The sequence below is a fragment of the Alteromonas naphthalenivorans genome (assembly GCF_000213655.1).
GTDB lineage: Bacteria > Pseudomonadota > Gammaproteobacteria > Enterobacterales > Alteromonadaceae > Alteromonas > Alteromonas naphthalenivorans.
Genome location: NC_015554.1, coordinates 468,042 through 482,211, shown reverse-complemented (window position 1 = coordinate 482,211; position 14,170 = coordinate 468,042). Strand labels below are relative to the sequence as shown.

14 protein-coding genes and 1 pseudogene are annotated in these 14,170 nt (G+C 43.1%); 10 read left to right on the top strand and 5 right to left on the bottom strand.

Annotated elements, in window-relative coordinates; genetic code table 11:
- Positions 1–8 precede the first annotated feature (8 nt).
- The 4 genes from AMBT_RS02055 to ruvX all read left to right on the top strand — a co-directional run bounded on the left by AMBT_RS02055 (position 9) and on the right by ruvX (position 2,939).
- Positions 9–737 (top strand): 16S rRNA (uracil(1498)-N(3))-methyltransferase, encoded by a 729-nt coding sequence (locus AMBT_RS02055; protein WP_013782910.1) that lies wholly within the window; start codon positions 9–11, stop codon positions 735–737.
- Positions 738–949: 212 nt separating this feature from the next.
- Positions 950–1,903, top strand: a complete 954-nt coding sequence (gene gshB / locus AMBT_RS02050; protein ID WP_013782909.1) for a glutathione synthase — start codon at positions 950–952, stop codon at positions 1,901–1,903.
- A gap of 42 nt (positions 1,904–1,945) precedes the next feature.
- Entirely contained in the window at positions 1,946–2,512 is a 567-nt protein-coding gene (locus AMBT_RS02045; RefSeq protein WP_013782908.1) for a YqgE/AlgH family protein, read from the top strand.
- Entirely contained in the window at positions 2,505–2,939 is a 435-nt protein-coding gene (gene ruvX, locus AMBT_RS02040) for a Holliday junction resolvase RuvX (RefSeq protein ID WP_013782907.1), read from the top strand. Before AMBT_RS02045 ends, ruvX begins: the two co-directional genes overlap by 8 nt.
- 378 nt (positions 2,940–3,317) lie before the next feature.
- Here the strand turns inward: ruvX and AMBT_RS02035 are convergent, their stop codons facing one another.
- From AMBT_RS02035 to AMBT_RS02025, 3 genes are read right to left on the bottom strand one after another with little or no spacing between them, the layout of a single operon-like run.
- Complete coding sequence (locus AMBT_RS02035; protein WP_013782906.1) at positions 3,318–3,632, bottom strand: putative signal transducing protein; 315 nt, start codon at positions 3,630–3,632, stop codon at positions 3,318–3,320.
- Positions 3,633–3,637: 5 nt separating this feature from the next.
- On the bottom strand, positions 3,638–4,750 hold the full coding sequence (locus tag AMBT_RS02030; protein WP_013782905.1) for a PilT/PilU family type 4a pilus ATPase: 1,113 nt from the start codon (positions 4,748–4,750) through the stop codon (positions 3,638–3,640).
- Positions 4,751–4,759: 9 nt separating this feature from the next.
- A complete protein-coding gene (locus AMBT_RS02025) occupies positions 4,760–5,803 on the bottom strand; it encodes a type IV pilus twitching motility protein PilT (protein WP_013782904.1) in 1,044 nt (347 codons plus the stop codon).
- A gap of 24 nt (positions 5,804–5,827) precedes the next feature.
- On the opposite strand from AMBT_RS02025, the gene AMBT_RS02020 reads away from it, so the two are divergent.
- From AMBT_RS02020 to AMBT_RS01995, 6 genes are all read left to right on the top strand, one after another.
- Entirely contained in the window at positions 5,828–6,514 is a 687-nt protein-coding gene (locus AMBT_RS02020) for a YggS family pyridoxal phosphate-dependent enzyme (RefSeq protein ID WP_013782903.1), read from the top strand.
- Positions 6,515–6,570: 56 nt separating this feature from the next.
- A complete protein-coding gene (proC, locus tag AMBT_RS02015; protein ID WP_013782902.1) occupies positions 6,571–7,392 on the top strand; it encodes a pyrroline-5-carboxylate reductase in 822 nt (273 codons plus the stop codon).
- Positions 7,393–7,413: 21 nt separating this feature from the next.
- Positions 7,414–7,953: a YggT family protein gene (locus tag AMBT_RS02010; protein ID WP_013782901.1), complete on the top strand. Its 540-nt coding sequence runs from the start codon at positions 7,414–7,416 to the stop codon at positions 7,951–7,953.
- A 22-nt stretch (positions 7,954–7,975) separates the two neighbouring features.
- Positions 7,976–8,416: a DUF4426 domain-containing protein gene (locus AMBT_RS02005; RefSeq protein ID WP_013782900.1), complete on the top strand. Its 441-nt coding sequence runs from the start codon at positions 7,976–7,978 to the stop codon at positions 8,414–8,416.
- Positions 8,417–8,690: 274 nt separating this feature from the next.
- Positions 8,691–9,545 carry a hypothetical protein gene (locus AMBT_RS02000; RefSeq protein WP_013782899.1) on the top strand — a complete coding sequence of 285 codons (855 nt, stop codon included), beginning with the start codon at positions 8,691–8,693 and terminating at the stop codon, positions 9,543–9,545.
- A 345-nt stretch (positions 9,546–9,890) separates the two neighbouring features.
- Positions 9,891–11,912 (top strand): NADPH-dependent 2,4-dienoyl-CoA reductase, encoded by a 2,022-nt coding sequence (locus tag AMBT_RS01995; protein ID WP_013782898.1) that lies wholly within the window; start codon positions 9,891–9,893, stop codon positions 11,910–11,912.
- Positions 11,913–12,006: 94 nt separating this feature from the next.
- Here the strand turns inward: AMBT_RS01995 and AMBT_RS01990 are convergent, their stop codons facing one another.
- Together AMBT_RS01990 and AMBT_RS01985 are read right to left on the bottom strand one after the other, a co-directional pair.
- Positions 12,007–12,342, bottom strand: a complete 336-nt coding sequence (locus AMBT_RS01990; protein ID WP_013782897.1) for a VOC family protein — start codon at positions 12,340–12,342, stop codon at positions 12,007–12,009.
- Positions 12,343–12,921: 579 nt separating this feature from the next.
- A pseudogene (locus AMBT_RS01985) lies at positions 12,922–13,938 on the bottom strand (polysaccharide lyase family 7 protein); the annotation flags it as partial.
- Positions 13,939–14,170 lie beyond the last annotated feature (232 nt).

Sequence of the window (14,170 nt, the reverse complement as noted above, 5' to 3'; positions counted from 1 at the left end):
GTTTCCCAATGCGCATACCGAGAATTTATTACCCCAACCCAATTCCTCTTGAAGAAGAATTTCAGTTAACTGAAGAAGCTGGGCATCACATTGCCAGTGTGCTTCGTTTGAAAGCGAATCATCCTATCGTATTATTTAACGGTGACGGCAACGAGTACAGCGCACAGATAATTAATGCTCAAAGAAAAAAGGTTTTTGTAGAGGCCGATGCGTGTTTAACGCTGTCAAAAGAATCATCGCTAAATATACATTTAGGCCAAGGTGTATCTAAAGGTGACCGAATGGATACGGTGCTGCAAAAAAGTGTAGAGCTTGGTGTTACCGAAATTACGCCTATTTTGTCCGAACGATGTACAGTTAAATTAGATGAAGCCAGGTGGGAAAAAAAGCTGCTGCAATGGCAAAAGATCATCATCGGTGCATGTGAGCAAAGTGGCAGAAATACACTGCCCTCGCTTAACCCGCCAATTGCCCTTAACAAATGGTTATCTGAATCAACCTCGAGTTCGCGGTTAGTATTGGCGCCGGGTGCAGAGAAGCCATTGGCCCGTCAACCATATAACTCTCAAGGCTTTCGTTTATTGATAGGTCCAGAGGGCGGACTTTCTGAAGGCGAAATTCACCAAGCTAATGAAAGCGGATTTACATCGTGCAGTTTAGGGCCTCGAATACTGCGTACTGAAACTGCCGCCATTAGCAGTATTAGCATTCTGCAAGCCCAGCATGGCGATTTTTAGGCGGGCAGTTTACGCAAGCTTTACAGGTTAATGATTAGAAAGTTTGGTTTTTTCGATACTTGATCTAAATGCTGAATGCCCCCACTTAAGTTTTAGTGGTATTCATACCTAAACCAACTTCGACAAATAAAATGCACCAACAGCCAACTATCACAATCAGTGCGTAATGCTGTTGGCAATTTATCTACCTTTATCAAAGAGTGAGAACATACATGCACTACACCCTTGGCGTGATTATGGATCCTATCGCGGTGATTAAGCCGCATAAAGACACCAGCTTAGCAATGATGCTTGAAGCCCAGCGCCGTGGCGCAACCGTACTGTACTTCGAACTTAAAGATATCTTTATAAACAACGGTAAGCCAATGGGGCTGGCTAGAACCATTACCGTGCGTGATCAAGCAACTGACTTTTACACCCTAGGTGAAGAACATACTGTTTCACTAGGCGACATTGATGTGTTGCTAATGCGCAAGGATCCGCCCTTCGACAGCGAGTTTTTGTATGCTACCCATATATTATCGCTTGCCCAGGACGAAGGCGCGCTGGTTGTAAATAATCCGCAAGCGCTTCGAGACTACAACGAAAAATTATTTACCTCTTTGTTTCCTGAGCACATTCCTAACACATTGGTAACCAATAATCAGAAGCTTATTCGTGATTTTCATGCAAAGCATCAAGATATTATTTGTAAGCCTTTGGATGGAATGGGCGGTGCTTCAATTTTCAGAGTGAAGCCAGATGGAAATAACTTAGGCGTGATCATTGAAACGCTAACCAATTTAGGCAAACGTTACATGATGGTTCAAGAATACTTGCCACAAATTAAGGATGGCGATAAACGTATTCTTATTGTGGACGGTGAAGTGATTCCTTATTGCTTGGCGCGCTTACCCACCAAGGGGGAGACTCGTGGCAATCTGGCAGCAGGCGGAACAGGCAGACCCCAAGAAATTTCAGAAACTGATCGTGCGTTAGCTGAAGCTGTTGCTCCCACATTACGAGAGAATAATATTTTATTTGTTGGGCTGGACGTGATTGGCGAAAAAATCACAGAAATAAACATTACTAGCCCAACATGCGTAAGAGAGATAGAGGGTCATTATAATATTAATATTATGGCCTCGTTATTCGACGCAATTGAAAAGCGCCTTACAACTAAGTAGCGTTTTGCACTAACTGTAAGTAAGTGAGAAGTAGAGGAAACAATGACAGAACTGAAAAGTTTACAAAACCACTTTCTAGTAGCGATGCCTTCGCTAGATGACCCGTATTTTTCTCGCTCTCTCACTTATATTTGCGAACACAACAAAGACGGTGCCATGGGGCTGGTAATCAATCAGCCTTCAACTATGAACTTAAAAGAACTGCTCGAGCAAACCGACAAAGACTTAACCGTGGCGGAAGACAAAGCCGAGCAAATTATTCTTGCCGGCGGGCCGGTAAGCCAAGAACGAGGGTTCGTTCTGCATTCCAGTCAAAGTGGCTGGGACTCAAGCTTAGCCTTATCGCCTGACGTTATGATCACCACTTCAAAAGATATTTTATCAGCAATAGGCACTAACACTGGGCCAGATTCATCGATTATCGCGTTAGGTTATGCGGGCTGGACTGCTGGGCAACTTGAACAGGAAATGCAAGATAACTCGTGGCTAACCATAGAGGCCGATGACGACATTTTGTTTAACACGCCTATTCATAAAAAATGGCAAGCAGCGGTAAATAAACTTGGTGTAGATGTGTGGCAACTCGCACCAGGAGCCGGACATGCCTGATATTGGCAGTAGAACAGTATTAGCCTTCGACTTCGGTACAAAAAGTATTGGAGTTGCAGTAGGACAAGAAATTACCGGTACGGCGTCACCGCTAGCCGCACTGAAAGCCCGCGATGGTATTCCAGATTGGAATGTTATTGAAAAGCTTTATGAAGAGTGGCAACCGCAGCTTGTGGTGGTGGGTTTACCGCTGAATATGGATGGCACCGAGCAAGAAGTTACACAGCGCGCCAAAAAATTCGCCAATCGCTTACATGGTAGATTCAAAGTAGCAGTAGATTTATGCGATGAAAGGCTTACCACAACGGATGCAAAATCTATGTTGTTCGAACTTGGCGGCTATAAAAAGCTAACCAAAGAAAAAATAGACAGCGTATCGGCCTGCGTGATTTTTACCAGCTGGGTTGAAAACCAATACGGCGACTAGTTTCTCGCCGTTATTTGGACACCCACCTTTTCCGTTAGTTGGACACCCATTTATTTAGGCTGTGATCACCTTTTCCGTTAGCTGGACACCTTTTCCGTTAGCTGGACACCCACCTTTTTATGTAACTGCGCCGTTATTTGGACACCCACCTTTTCCATTAGTTGGACACCCACCTTTTAAAAGATTTGGAGTTCCTTTTTATCATCACTTCTTTTAAGACAGCCACAATTTCAATCATTACCTCTTGGACACCCACAGTTTCAATCACGAATTAATGAATAAGAAAATCAGAAACCCGTAATGCTAAAATCATTACCTCTCGGACACCCACAATTTCAATCACGAATTAATGAATAAGAAAACCAGAAACCCGCAATGCTAAGGTCTACTTTCTCCGCACTTCCAGCAGGTATCAAAAGCTTCGCCGTTTGGTTCATTACAATGTCCGCACACCCATGGAAATTTCTCAGCTGGTTCGTGGCTGTCCATGAGAGAATTCACAACTTTATTGGCTCTGGTAGACCAAGATTCATCTATTAACCAAAGTTCGGGTTGTGACTCTTGCCATGGCAGTTCACCCATCGCCCCACCTGCAAATTCGTTTTTCACTAGGTAAGGTATAGAAAGCGCATCGAGTTCACTCTTTACCGACTGAAGTAAGAAAGGGTCTGAAGACGTAAAAAGCTTAATCAAGAGTTTTAGTCATCCATATCGATTGAGACATTCGATAATGTGCCCAAGCTCGATCCATCGTTAGAATCTAGCTTAATCATTAGGCGCAAATCATTGGGAGAATCAGCATGGTGTAAGGCTTGGTCTAAATCAATACTACCCTCGCGATATAAATCGTACAACGCCATATCGAAACTTTGCATGCCTAACTCTTTGCCCTTTTTCATGGCTTCTTTCAAGCTACCTATTTCATTGCGTTGAATAAGGTCGCTCACTAGAGGAGAGTTTAATAGTATTTCAATTGCCGCTACCCTTCCCTCGCCGTCTTTGGTTGGAAGAAGTTGTTGTGCCACTATAGCTTTTATATTTTGGCTTAAGTCAAAACGTAACTTGTCATGTTGGTCTTTTGGCGCTAGATGCATAATACGCTCAATTGCTTGGTTAGCGTTGTTGGCATGGAGTGTTGCCACACATAAGTGCCCCGTATCAGCGAACGACATGGCGTATTCCATTGTCTCCATTGAACGAATTTCACCAATAAGAATGACATCAGGCGCTTGTCGCAAGGAGCTTTTCAATGCATCGTCGAATGAGTGGGTGTCTATACCCACTTCACGCTGAGTTATCACGCAAGATTTATGCTCATGCACAAATTCAATAGGATCTTCAATAGTTAAAATATGCCCATAAGAATTACTATTTCGATGACCGATAAGTGCGGCCAACGAGGTTGATTTACCCGTGCCTGTGCCACCTACAAAAAGTACCAAACCACGCTTTGACATAATGATATCTTTTAACACCGAAGGTAAACCCAGGTCATCAACCTTAGGAATTTCGGTCACAATACGACGTACCACCATCCCGGCTTGATCTCGTTGCCAGAAGGCCGAACAACGAAAACGCCCTAGGCCTTCTCGTACAATGGCAAAATTACATTCCTTGGTAGTATGAAAAGCCTCTTTTTGCTTTTCATTCATAGCCTCATGAACAAGTGCTAATGCATCTTCATCATTAAATGAATTTTCCGAAATGGGAGTAAGCTTACCGTGCACTTTGGCGCTAACGGGAAAGCCCGCGGTAACGAATAAGTCAGAAGCAGATTTCTCTACCATTTTTTCTAAAAAGCTATCTAACATTACCCGTCCTTAAAAATTACTCATCGATTGCTTGTCTTTCGATTTAGCAGCGGCGTCTTCTTTAGAAATGGCACCTAATGCCAACAAGCGTTGTAGGCACTGATCCATAGTTTGCATACCCGTAGCTTGGCCCGTTTGAATAACCGAATACATTTGAGGCACTTTATCTTCACGAATAAGATTTCGTATTGCAGGGATACCTACCATGATTTCATGCGCTGCGATTCGCCCTCCCCCTACTTTCTTCAACAGGGTTTGAGAAATTACAGCTCTTAGCGATTCAGACAACATAGAGCGCACCATCGCTTTTTCTTCGGCAGGAAACACATCAATAATACGGTCTATTGTTTTAGGTGCTGAGTTAGTATGCAGGGTGCCAAATACTAAATGCCCAGTTTCCGCTGCTGAAATAGCTAAGCGGATGGTCTCTAAATCACGTAATTCACCAACTAAAATAACATCTGGATCTTCACGTAATGCAGAGCGAAGTGCGTTACTGAAAGAGTGGGTGTCTCGATGGACTTCCCGTTGGTTTACAAGACTTAATTTATTTTCGTGCACAAACTCGATAGGATCTTCGATAGTAAGAATGTGCTCGCGCTTATGTGAATTGATATGGTCAACCATAGCAGCTAGGGTTGTACTCTTACCCGACCCTGTGGCGCCAGTGACTAGAACAATGCCGGTAGGTTGGTTGATTATTTCTTTGAATATTTCAGGCGCACCTAAATCATCAAGCGTAAGAACCGTGTTGGGGATAGTACGAAGCACAGCTGCTGCACCGCGATTTTGCACAAAAGCATTTACACGAAACCGCGACAAGCCACTAATTTCGAATGAGAAATCGGTTTCCAAGTTCTCTTCGTATTCTTTACGTTGCATGTCATTCATTATTTCATAAATAAGTGCATGGACTTGTTTATGATCTAATGCGGGTACATTAAGCTTACGCATTTCTCCGTCTACGCGGATAAGAGGTGGCAGACCTGCTGATAAGTGCAAATCTGACGCTTTATTTTTAGCGCTGAAAGCCAAAAGTTCGGTAATATCCACAACAACTCCTCAAAAAGGTGAATAATGCAAACAATAGCAGAAAGACTCAATAGTGCACGACAGGATGTGAGCCTAGCTACTGCCAACGCTAATCGTCCACCAAATTCAGTTAAATTGCTAGCCGTGAGTAAAACTAAACCGGTATCGGATATTATGGCAGCGTATGAAGAGGGACAACGTACATTCGGCGAAAACTATATACAAGAAGGTGTAGATAAAATACAGCAGCTGTCTGCACTTAGTGATATTGAATGGCATATGATAGGCCCAATTCAATCAAATAAGACAAAAATAGTTGCCGAGAATTTTGACTGGGTACAATCCGTTGATAGGGAAAAAATAGCGCGTCGTTTGAATGACCAACGTCCGGCGGAGATGGCCCCCTTAAATGTATGTATTCAAGTGAATATAGATGATGAAGCAAGTAAGTCAGGTGTAAAACCTGAAGACGTAGATGAACTGGTGCGCTTTATTACCAAGCAGGACAAACTTTGCTTACGCGGGCTAATGGCAATTCCAAAAGCAAACCCAGACAGCCATGAACAAGCGCAAAGCTTAAGTGCTTTAAAGGAATTGTTCGACCGATACCATACAAACTTGACCAATTTTGATACCCTGTCCGTAGGAATGAGTAGTGATATGCAAAGCGCCATCGCTCATGGGTCTACCATGGTAAGAATTGGCACCGCAATCTTCGGCGCACGAAATTAGTTCCTACTATTTTTAACTGAACGCTGTTAGTTTTTTCAACTTACAATAGGATTCATATGCAACAAAAGAAATTGGCATTCATTGGCGCGGGCAACATGAGCCGCAGCATCATTAGTGGTTTAATTCAGTCTGGCTACGATAAGACACGCATTTTAGCGAGCAACCCGTCTACTCCGAAACTCGATAAGTTAAAAGAGGAATTCGGTATTCAAATTACCCAGTCTAATGATGAAGCCTGCCAATTTGCAGATGCTATTGTGTTAGCCGTGAAACCCCAGATGATGGGTGACATGTGCGCAGACCTTAAGCAGAACAATGACTTAACTGGCAAGCTATTCCTTAGTATCGCAGCTGGGTTACCCGTATCTCGATTACAAGAAATGCTAGGCGGTGAATATCCCGTTGTTCGTATTATGCCAAACACACCAAGCCTACTTGGTAAGGGTATGTCGGGCATGTATGCAGATAATACAGTGTCAGAAGATGACAGAACTTACGTTGATGATGTGATGAATAGCGTAGGTGAGACAGTATGGGTTGAAGAGGAAGACGGTATCAATGGCGTTATCGCTGCAGCTGGCAGTAGCCCTGCGTATTTCTTCTTGTTTTTACAAGCTATGCAAGAGGAAGCTATAAACATGGGCTTCGATAAAGCACAGTCACGTTTGATGGTACAACAAGCCATGTTAGGGGCCGCTGAAATGGTTTGTCACAATCCTGACCTTGAATTAAGTGAGCTTCGTGCCCAAGTTACTTCTAAAGGCGGCACTACAGCTGCGGCAGTCAATACCTTAATTGATCAAGGCTTGAGTGATATCGTAAGTAAAGCGATGCGCGCTGCGGTAGCTCGTGCTGAAGAAATGGCAAAACAGCTTTAACGTTTTTAGGAACATCAAAACATGAATGCAACGGTTTTTCTGGTAGATACACTATTTGGTTTGTATTTAATGGTGGTTATCTTACGCCTATGGTTGCAACTGGTTAGGGCTGATTTTTATAACCCTATGAGCCAGTTTATTGTAAAGGCCACTCACCCTATCGTGGGGCCGTTGCGCAGAATAATCCCTTCAATTGGTCGCTTCGACACTGCTACCTTTGTGCTGGCGCTTGTTGTTGCCGCGTTAAAAATAATCACGCTTTCGCTGATGGTCGGTGGCAGTTTGAATCCAGTAGGCATCGTAATAGTTGCGCTGATTGAAGTGGTAAAAGAAACGCTTTCTATCATGTTCTGGGTGTTGATTTTACGCGCCATTTTAAGTTGGGTATCACAGGGTCAAACGCCTATCGACTACCTTCTTTATCAACTAACTGAGCCTTTCTTAGCACCCATCAGAAAAGTTATACCGCCTTTAGGTGGTTTAGACTTATCTGTGCTGATTGCCATTATCGGACTACAGTTTTTACAATTGCTACTTCAAGACACATTCAGGTTCTTTTAAGCTGAACGTGCGGAGTGATAACATGAAAAAAATCAGTACATTACTTTTTGGTTTACTGGGTAGTTTGTTACTTATTACAAGTAGCGCAGCGTACGCTGAGCAAAAGCAACAATTAGGCGAGTGGGATGTACATTACATGGTAGTGAGTACTCCTTTTCTTACCCCTGAGGTCGCGGCCTCTTACGGCATAGTTCGTAGTAAGTTTAACGCCTTGGTCAATATTTCAGTACTAGACGCCGTAACAGGAACTGCTCAACGGGTATCGGTTTCTGGTACTGCTAAGAACTTGATAGGCACCACTAAGACACTCACCTTTAAAAAGGTAGAAGAAGGTGATGCTATTTACTACCTAGCAGTGCTGCCTTTTAGAGATAGAGAAAACTACCGGTTTAGTATTGATGTTCAGCGTGGGAATACCATGCAGACCTTGAATTTTAAACAAGAAATGTTTGTTGATGGCTAAGGTTTAAAGTAAGCCGAAAGCGCGAAACACGTAATATAATTTTGTAAAAATACTAATTGGCGAGTGAAAACTCGCCTTTTTTATGCGCGCTAAAAGGTTAGACACCCACCCAAACCATCCTCTTGTTCAGTATATTCAACAAGAGAAATACCTCAGTATCTTAATCACTATTTTGAGATTGAGCTCCCTTATGCCAAGCCCTAGAAAGTCATTAATCTGTTTACAGAACACGCCCTACTATCACTGCGTATCTCGGTGTGTAAGACGAGCATTTTTGTGTGGAGATGACCATTACACTGGGAAAAGTTACGAGCATCGACGTCAATGGGTTGAAGACCGGCTCATAGCATTAACGAACGTATTTTCAATTGATGTATGTGCCTATGCGGTAATGAGTAACCATACCCACTTGGTATTACATGTAGATAGAAACGAAGCCTTGTCGTGGACCACCGAGGAAGTATTAAGGCGTTGGCATTCTCTGCATAAGGGCACTGTGTTAACCCAGCAATATATGCAGCCTACACAGCGGGCATCACTTACAGAAGCTCAGATAACCACTATCATATCGACAGCAAATGTTTATAGACAACGGTTGTACGATATCAGTTGGTTTATGAGGTTGCTTAATGAGTTTATTGCTCGTGAAGCTAACAAGGAGGATGAGTGCACGGGGCGTTTTTGGGAAGGAAGGTTTAAATCTCAGGCTCTACTTGATGAAGCCGCATTGGCAGCGTGCATGGCTTATGTAGATTTAAATCCGCTACGTGCGGGTATCTCAAAGGCGCCAGAAAAATCTGAATTCACAAGCATTAAACATCGAATAGAGGCAGCACAATTTGGCCTCCAACCAGCGTTCCTTAAGCCTCTGGTGGGAAGTTCGTCACACGGCTTGAAAGGGTTGCCGTTTAATTTAGCTGATTATTTAACTTTGGTCGATGAAACTGCCAGGCAAATTAGTGCAGGTAAATCAGGCTACGTACTCCACAATGTCTCCCCAATTTTACAGCGTACCGGCTTGTCGCAAACAAATTGGAATAGTATGGTCGTTGGGATTGAAGCTATCTTTTCAAACTCTATTGGCCTATCGATTGCCCAACGTAAGCTAGCTCTTTCTAAAACTGGGTGATATCACACAGTTAAATCAAATTCGATAAAATAATGCGCGGCTAGGTGCACCCAAACCATATTTACCATCAGTTTTCTCTTGGTGCATGCCACACCTAGAACCTTTAGTGCTAGGTGAATATTCGCGACACCATTTTGTCTCACTAATGTTTGTTATCCGTCCTGGAAATCATAGTTCATCTGTCTCATAGCTCTAAAACTATGTTTGAAACTGTGGGTGTCTTAACATTATCTTCGATTTTTTATACCTCAATCCTTTACCCCCAAAGCATACTGGTAAATAATCTTAAGATACTGGTCGGGCTAGTTTATGGCTGTCCGAATAAAAATTATAACGAGAATAACCATGACCAACGCATACCCTCATTTACTTGAGCCCCTAGATCTCGGCTTCACCACGTTAAAAAACCGTACTTTAATGGGCTCTATGCACTTAGGCCTTGAAGAAGAAAAAGGCGGATTCGATAAGCTTGCAGCCTTTTACGCAGAACGAGCAAAAGGGGGTGTGGCACTTATCGTAACAGGGGGAATTAGCCCCAACATTTCTGGCTGGGTTGCCCCTTTCGCTGGCAGAATGACAGCCAAACGTCACGCAAAAAAGCACAGAGTAATTACTGAAGCCGTGCATGCTGAAGGCGGTAAAATTTGTATGCAAATTTTGCACTCTGGTCGTTACGGCTATCACCCTCTTGCCGTATCGGCTTCCCCTGTTAAGTCTCCAATTACGCCGTTTAAACCTCGCGCCTTATCTTCAAAAGCTGTGACATCCACAATTAAAGACTACGTTAGTTGTGCCGCTCTTGCGAAAGAAGCTGGTTACGATGGCGTAGAGGTGATGGGATCTGAAGGTTATTTAATTAACCAGTTCTTGGTAAAGCGTACTAATCATCGTGATGACGAATGGGGTGGGTGTCTAGAAAACAGGGTAAAAATAGCGGTCGATATCGTAAAAGGTATTCGTGAAAAGGTGGGCACTGACTTCATCATTATTTACCGCCTGTCGATGCTCGATTTGGTTGAAGGTGGCGCTAAATGGGATGAAGTTGTCTATCTTGCCAAAGCGATTGAAAAAGCTGGTGCTACACTTATTAATACCGGCATCGGTTGGCATGAAGCACGTGTTCCAACTATTTCGACTTCGGTGCCGCGCGCAGCCTTCACGTGGATAACACAGCGGATGAAAAAGGAAGTATCACTGCCGCTTGTTACAACAAACAGAATTAATACGCCTGAAGTGGCCGAAGGCGTTTTAGCCGATGGCCATGCAGACATGGTATCAATGGCAAGACCATTTTTAGCCGATTCACAGTTTGTAGCCAAAGCGATGCGCAATGAATCTCAACTAATTAACACCTGTATTGCGTGTAATCAAGCGTGCTTAGACCATGCATTTGAACAAAAACGTGCTAGCTGTTTAGTTAATCCGCAAGCCTGCTACGAAACAGAACTGACCTTTACTCCAGTAACACATAGTAAACGTATTGCAGTGGTTGGAGCTGGCCCTGCTGGGCTTGCATTTGCTATGTATGCTGCAGATAGAGGCCATCAAGTCATCTTGTTCGACAAAGCAAGTGAGCTTGGTGGGCAGTTCAACTACGCAAAACAAGTACCAGGCAAAGAAGAGTTTTATGAAACTATTCGCTACTTCAGCAATCAACTTGAACGGACTGGGGTTACCGTAACCCTTAATACCGATGTTACCTGTGAATTTCTTACTGAAAGCGGTTTTGATGAGGTGGTATTGGCTAGTGGTATCAACCCTAGAAGCCTAACTATCGAAGGTGCTGACCATTCTAAAGTCATGAGTTATATAGATGTGCTTCGCGACCACAAAGCTGTGGGGCAAAAAGTCGCTATTATTGGAGCGGGCGGCATCGGTTTCGATGTGGCCGAGTATTTAGTTGAAGACAAAGACCTATCGCTCAATACTGATAAGTGGCTGTCTCATTGGGGGATTGATAAAAACTATACCAATGAAGGCGCGCTCACCGAGAAATCTTATACTCCTTCAAGCCGAGAAGTATTCTTACTTCAACGTAAGACATCCAAAGTTGGCAAGGGCTTGGGTAAAACAACAGGTTGGATCCACCGACAATCCTTGAAGCTGCATAATGTGCAAATGGTGAATGGTGTAAGTTACGAGAAGGTTGATGATGAAGGTTTACATGTTCTAATAAATGATAAACCGAAATGCTTAGCCGTAGACAACGTTATCGTGTGTGCAGGACAAGAACCGTTTAAGCCTTTGCAAGCACCGCTGGAGGCTGCCGGTGTGAGTGTCCACATTATTGGTGGTGCAGATGTAGCCGCTGAACTTGATGCGAAGCGTGCTATTCGCCAAGGTGCAGAGTTAGCCGCTAAAATTTAAAGTTGATTGCACTTAAAGGTGGGTGTCTCAGTTTAGTTTTATAAAAAGATGGGAAGCTAATTAGCTTCCCTTCCTTATATTTCTTATATATCTACTAGAACTGATCGAACATAATCGTATTACCGTCTGGATCTTTTACTACGCAATGCCCTGGCCCTTCATCGCCTTTGACTGGCACATCTATTTCAATGCCTTTATCCTTCAAGCGCTGCTCAAGTTCACGCACATCAGTGGGATTGAAGGTTAAAATATTGCCCTCAAACATACCCTCGAACAAACCAATCATGGTTTGCCCACTTTTCATGATAACCCATTTCTCTTCTACCGAACCGCACGACGGCATGGCCTCAAAGCCAAGCGTTTCATAAAACGCTTTCGAGATGGCAATATCACTGACCGCTAAACTTAACGAAAAAAGCCCAGGTTGCACTGTGTTCTCCTAAGAATCTAACAGAATGAATTACATACTGTAGATAAGTGCACAAGCAAGATCACTGTATTTGGTCGCAAAACGTTCAATTATTCCGCTAAGTTAGTGTTGCCACTCTTTTGCTAGCACAACCGCTTCGCCGCCCTCTACTTTCACTTCTTTACGCGACTCTTTGCCTTGGCTGTCCACCGCATAAAACTCATAAACGGTTATTCCAGTGCCATGCTGAACACTTTCAATAATGCGTTTTGCTTCGAAATCCGGTGAAGATTGTTTTAATGCTCCACTAACATTTTCAGGCAACTGAGACCAGACTAAGTCTCTTTGTATCTCTACTACTTTCCATTTGTCAGCCACTTGTAGCATATCGAACTCAATTTCTCTGCCATCGGCCAATACGCCTTCAACATCAAGGTAAGTGTTGCCATGTTTCAGTTCTTTTTCCACTTCATTTACTGTGAAAGATGGCTCAATGGCTTTGATAGCGGTTAACGCATTGTCTGGAATGTCACTAACACTCATACCAACTTTTTCGTTTAACGTGGCACCAATTTTAGCGTGTTCGCCGTGATTAGCTTTTGGCGCAACGCTCTCCCCTACTTCTAAACGCGTGAACGTCACACTGGCATAATCACCATTTACCTTATCTTCTTCCCAGTTGCCTGTACCTAAGCACGCCGGATACCAGAAACCTGGGTCATCTTTAGTGCTACATTGGTTATAAGCACCAGCTTTAAAGTAATTCCAATCTAACGTGTAGCCATATGGATGGTCGTGCTCATCAAGTTTACCGTTAGCGTCTACAGCATTGGCGAGGTTGATTTTATATTCTACGGTTTCATGCCCATCAGCTTCGAAAGTTAAATACATCACATCACCGTGCACATTCACTACGTAACTCAGCGCTTCACCTAAGGCTAATCCTGCTTCACCAGGATCTTCAGGATTTGTCCATAAATTCCCCCAGACTGGATAAGCTATATCTCTTCGATTAGCATCATCTTTTGGAAGGTTTCTTTCATAAGTCCAAAATACCGAGCCTTTTTCATGGTTAGGCCATTTCTTATAATAAATCTTAAGCGGTTCGTTCCCCCACCCAAAACCTTTTATCTTTTTCTCCCATTTACTGGCATGTATTTGACCGATAACCACTGAATAGGCTGGTGCTTTTTCCGGGTATTTCGCGCGCAGAGCTACATGGTTTACTTTTAACGTAGCTTCCATCTTGCCACCTACTCGCCCAAAGCGTTTCGCTATAGGGTTGCTAGCTACAGTAAAATTATTCTTGGGAGATTTAGTCTTAATTCGTGTACTTTTTCCACGTAACATATGACGCAGTTCACTACGTGTGTTACTGGAATTTGCGGTTGTTAGCGCTTTGTTTGGAGACGTAAATACCATACCGCCGTTTTCGTCTAGGTAAAAAAAGTCAGGATGGGAAAAATCTTGGATGTCTTTTACTGAGACACTATCTGGCTTCCCATCATTATTTTCATCAGTTGGCAGCGTAATATTCCACTCACTTAAATCGAATTTATCAGCGGGGACGACATCCGCAATAGCACCAACATTAAATATTGAAAGTATGAGCAACATAGCAGCATTACTGCACTTTCCTCGTTGAGGGATAACTTTCATAAAAAACCTCTTAAATTATATGTTAAGCGTACTTCTTGTGCGGTACTTGCCTGATACGAACCTCTTTCATAAAAACAACAAATGGCTTTACCAATACACCATCAAGGATGCATTTAAAAGCAGAGATAAAATACCAAAAAACATTACCAACGAAGAATTAATGTAATACCAATTTAACATTCAAACAATT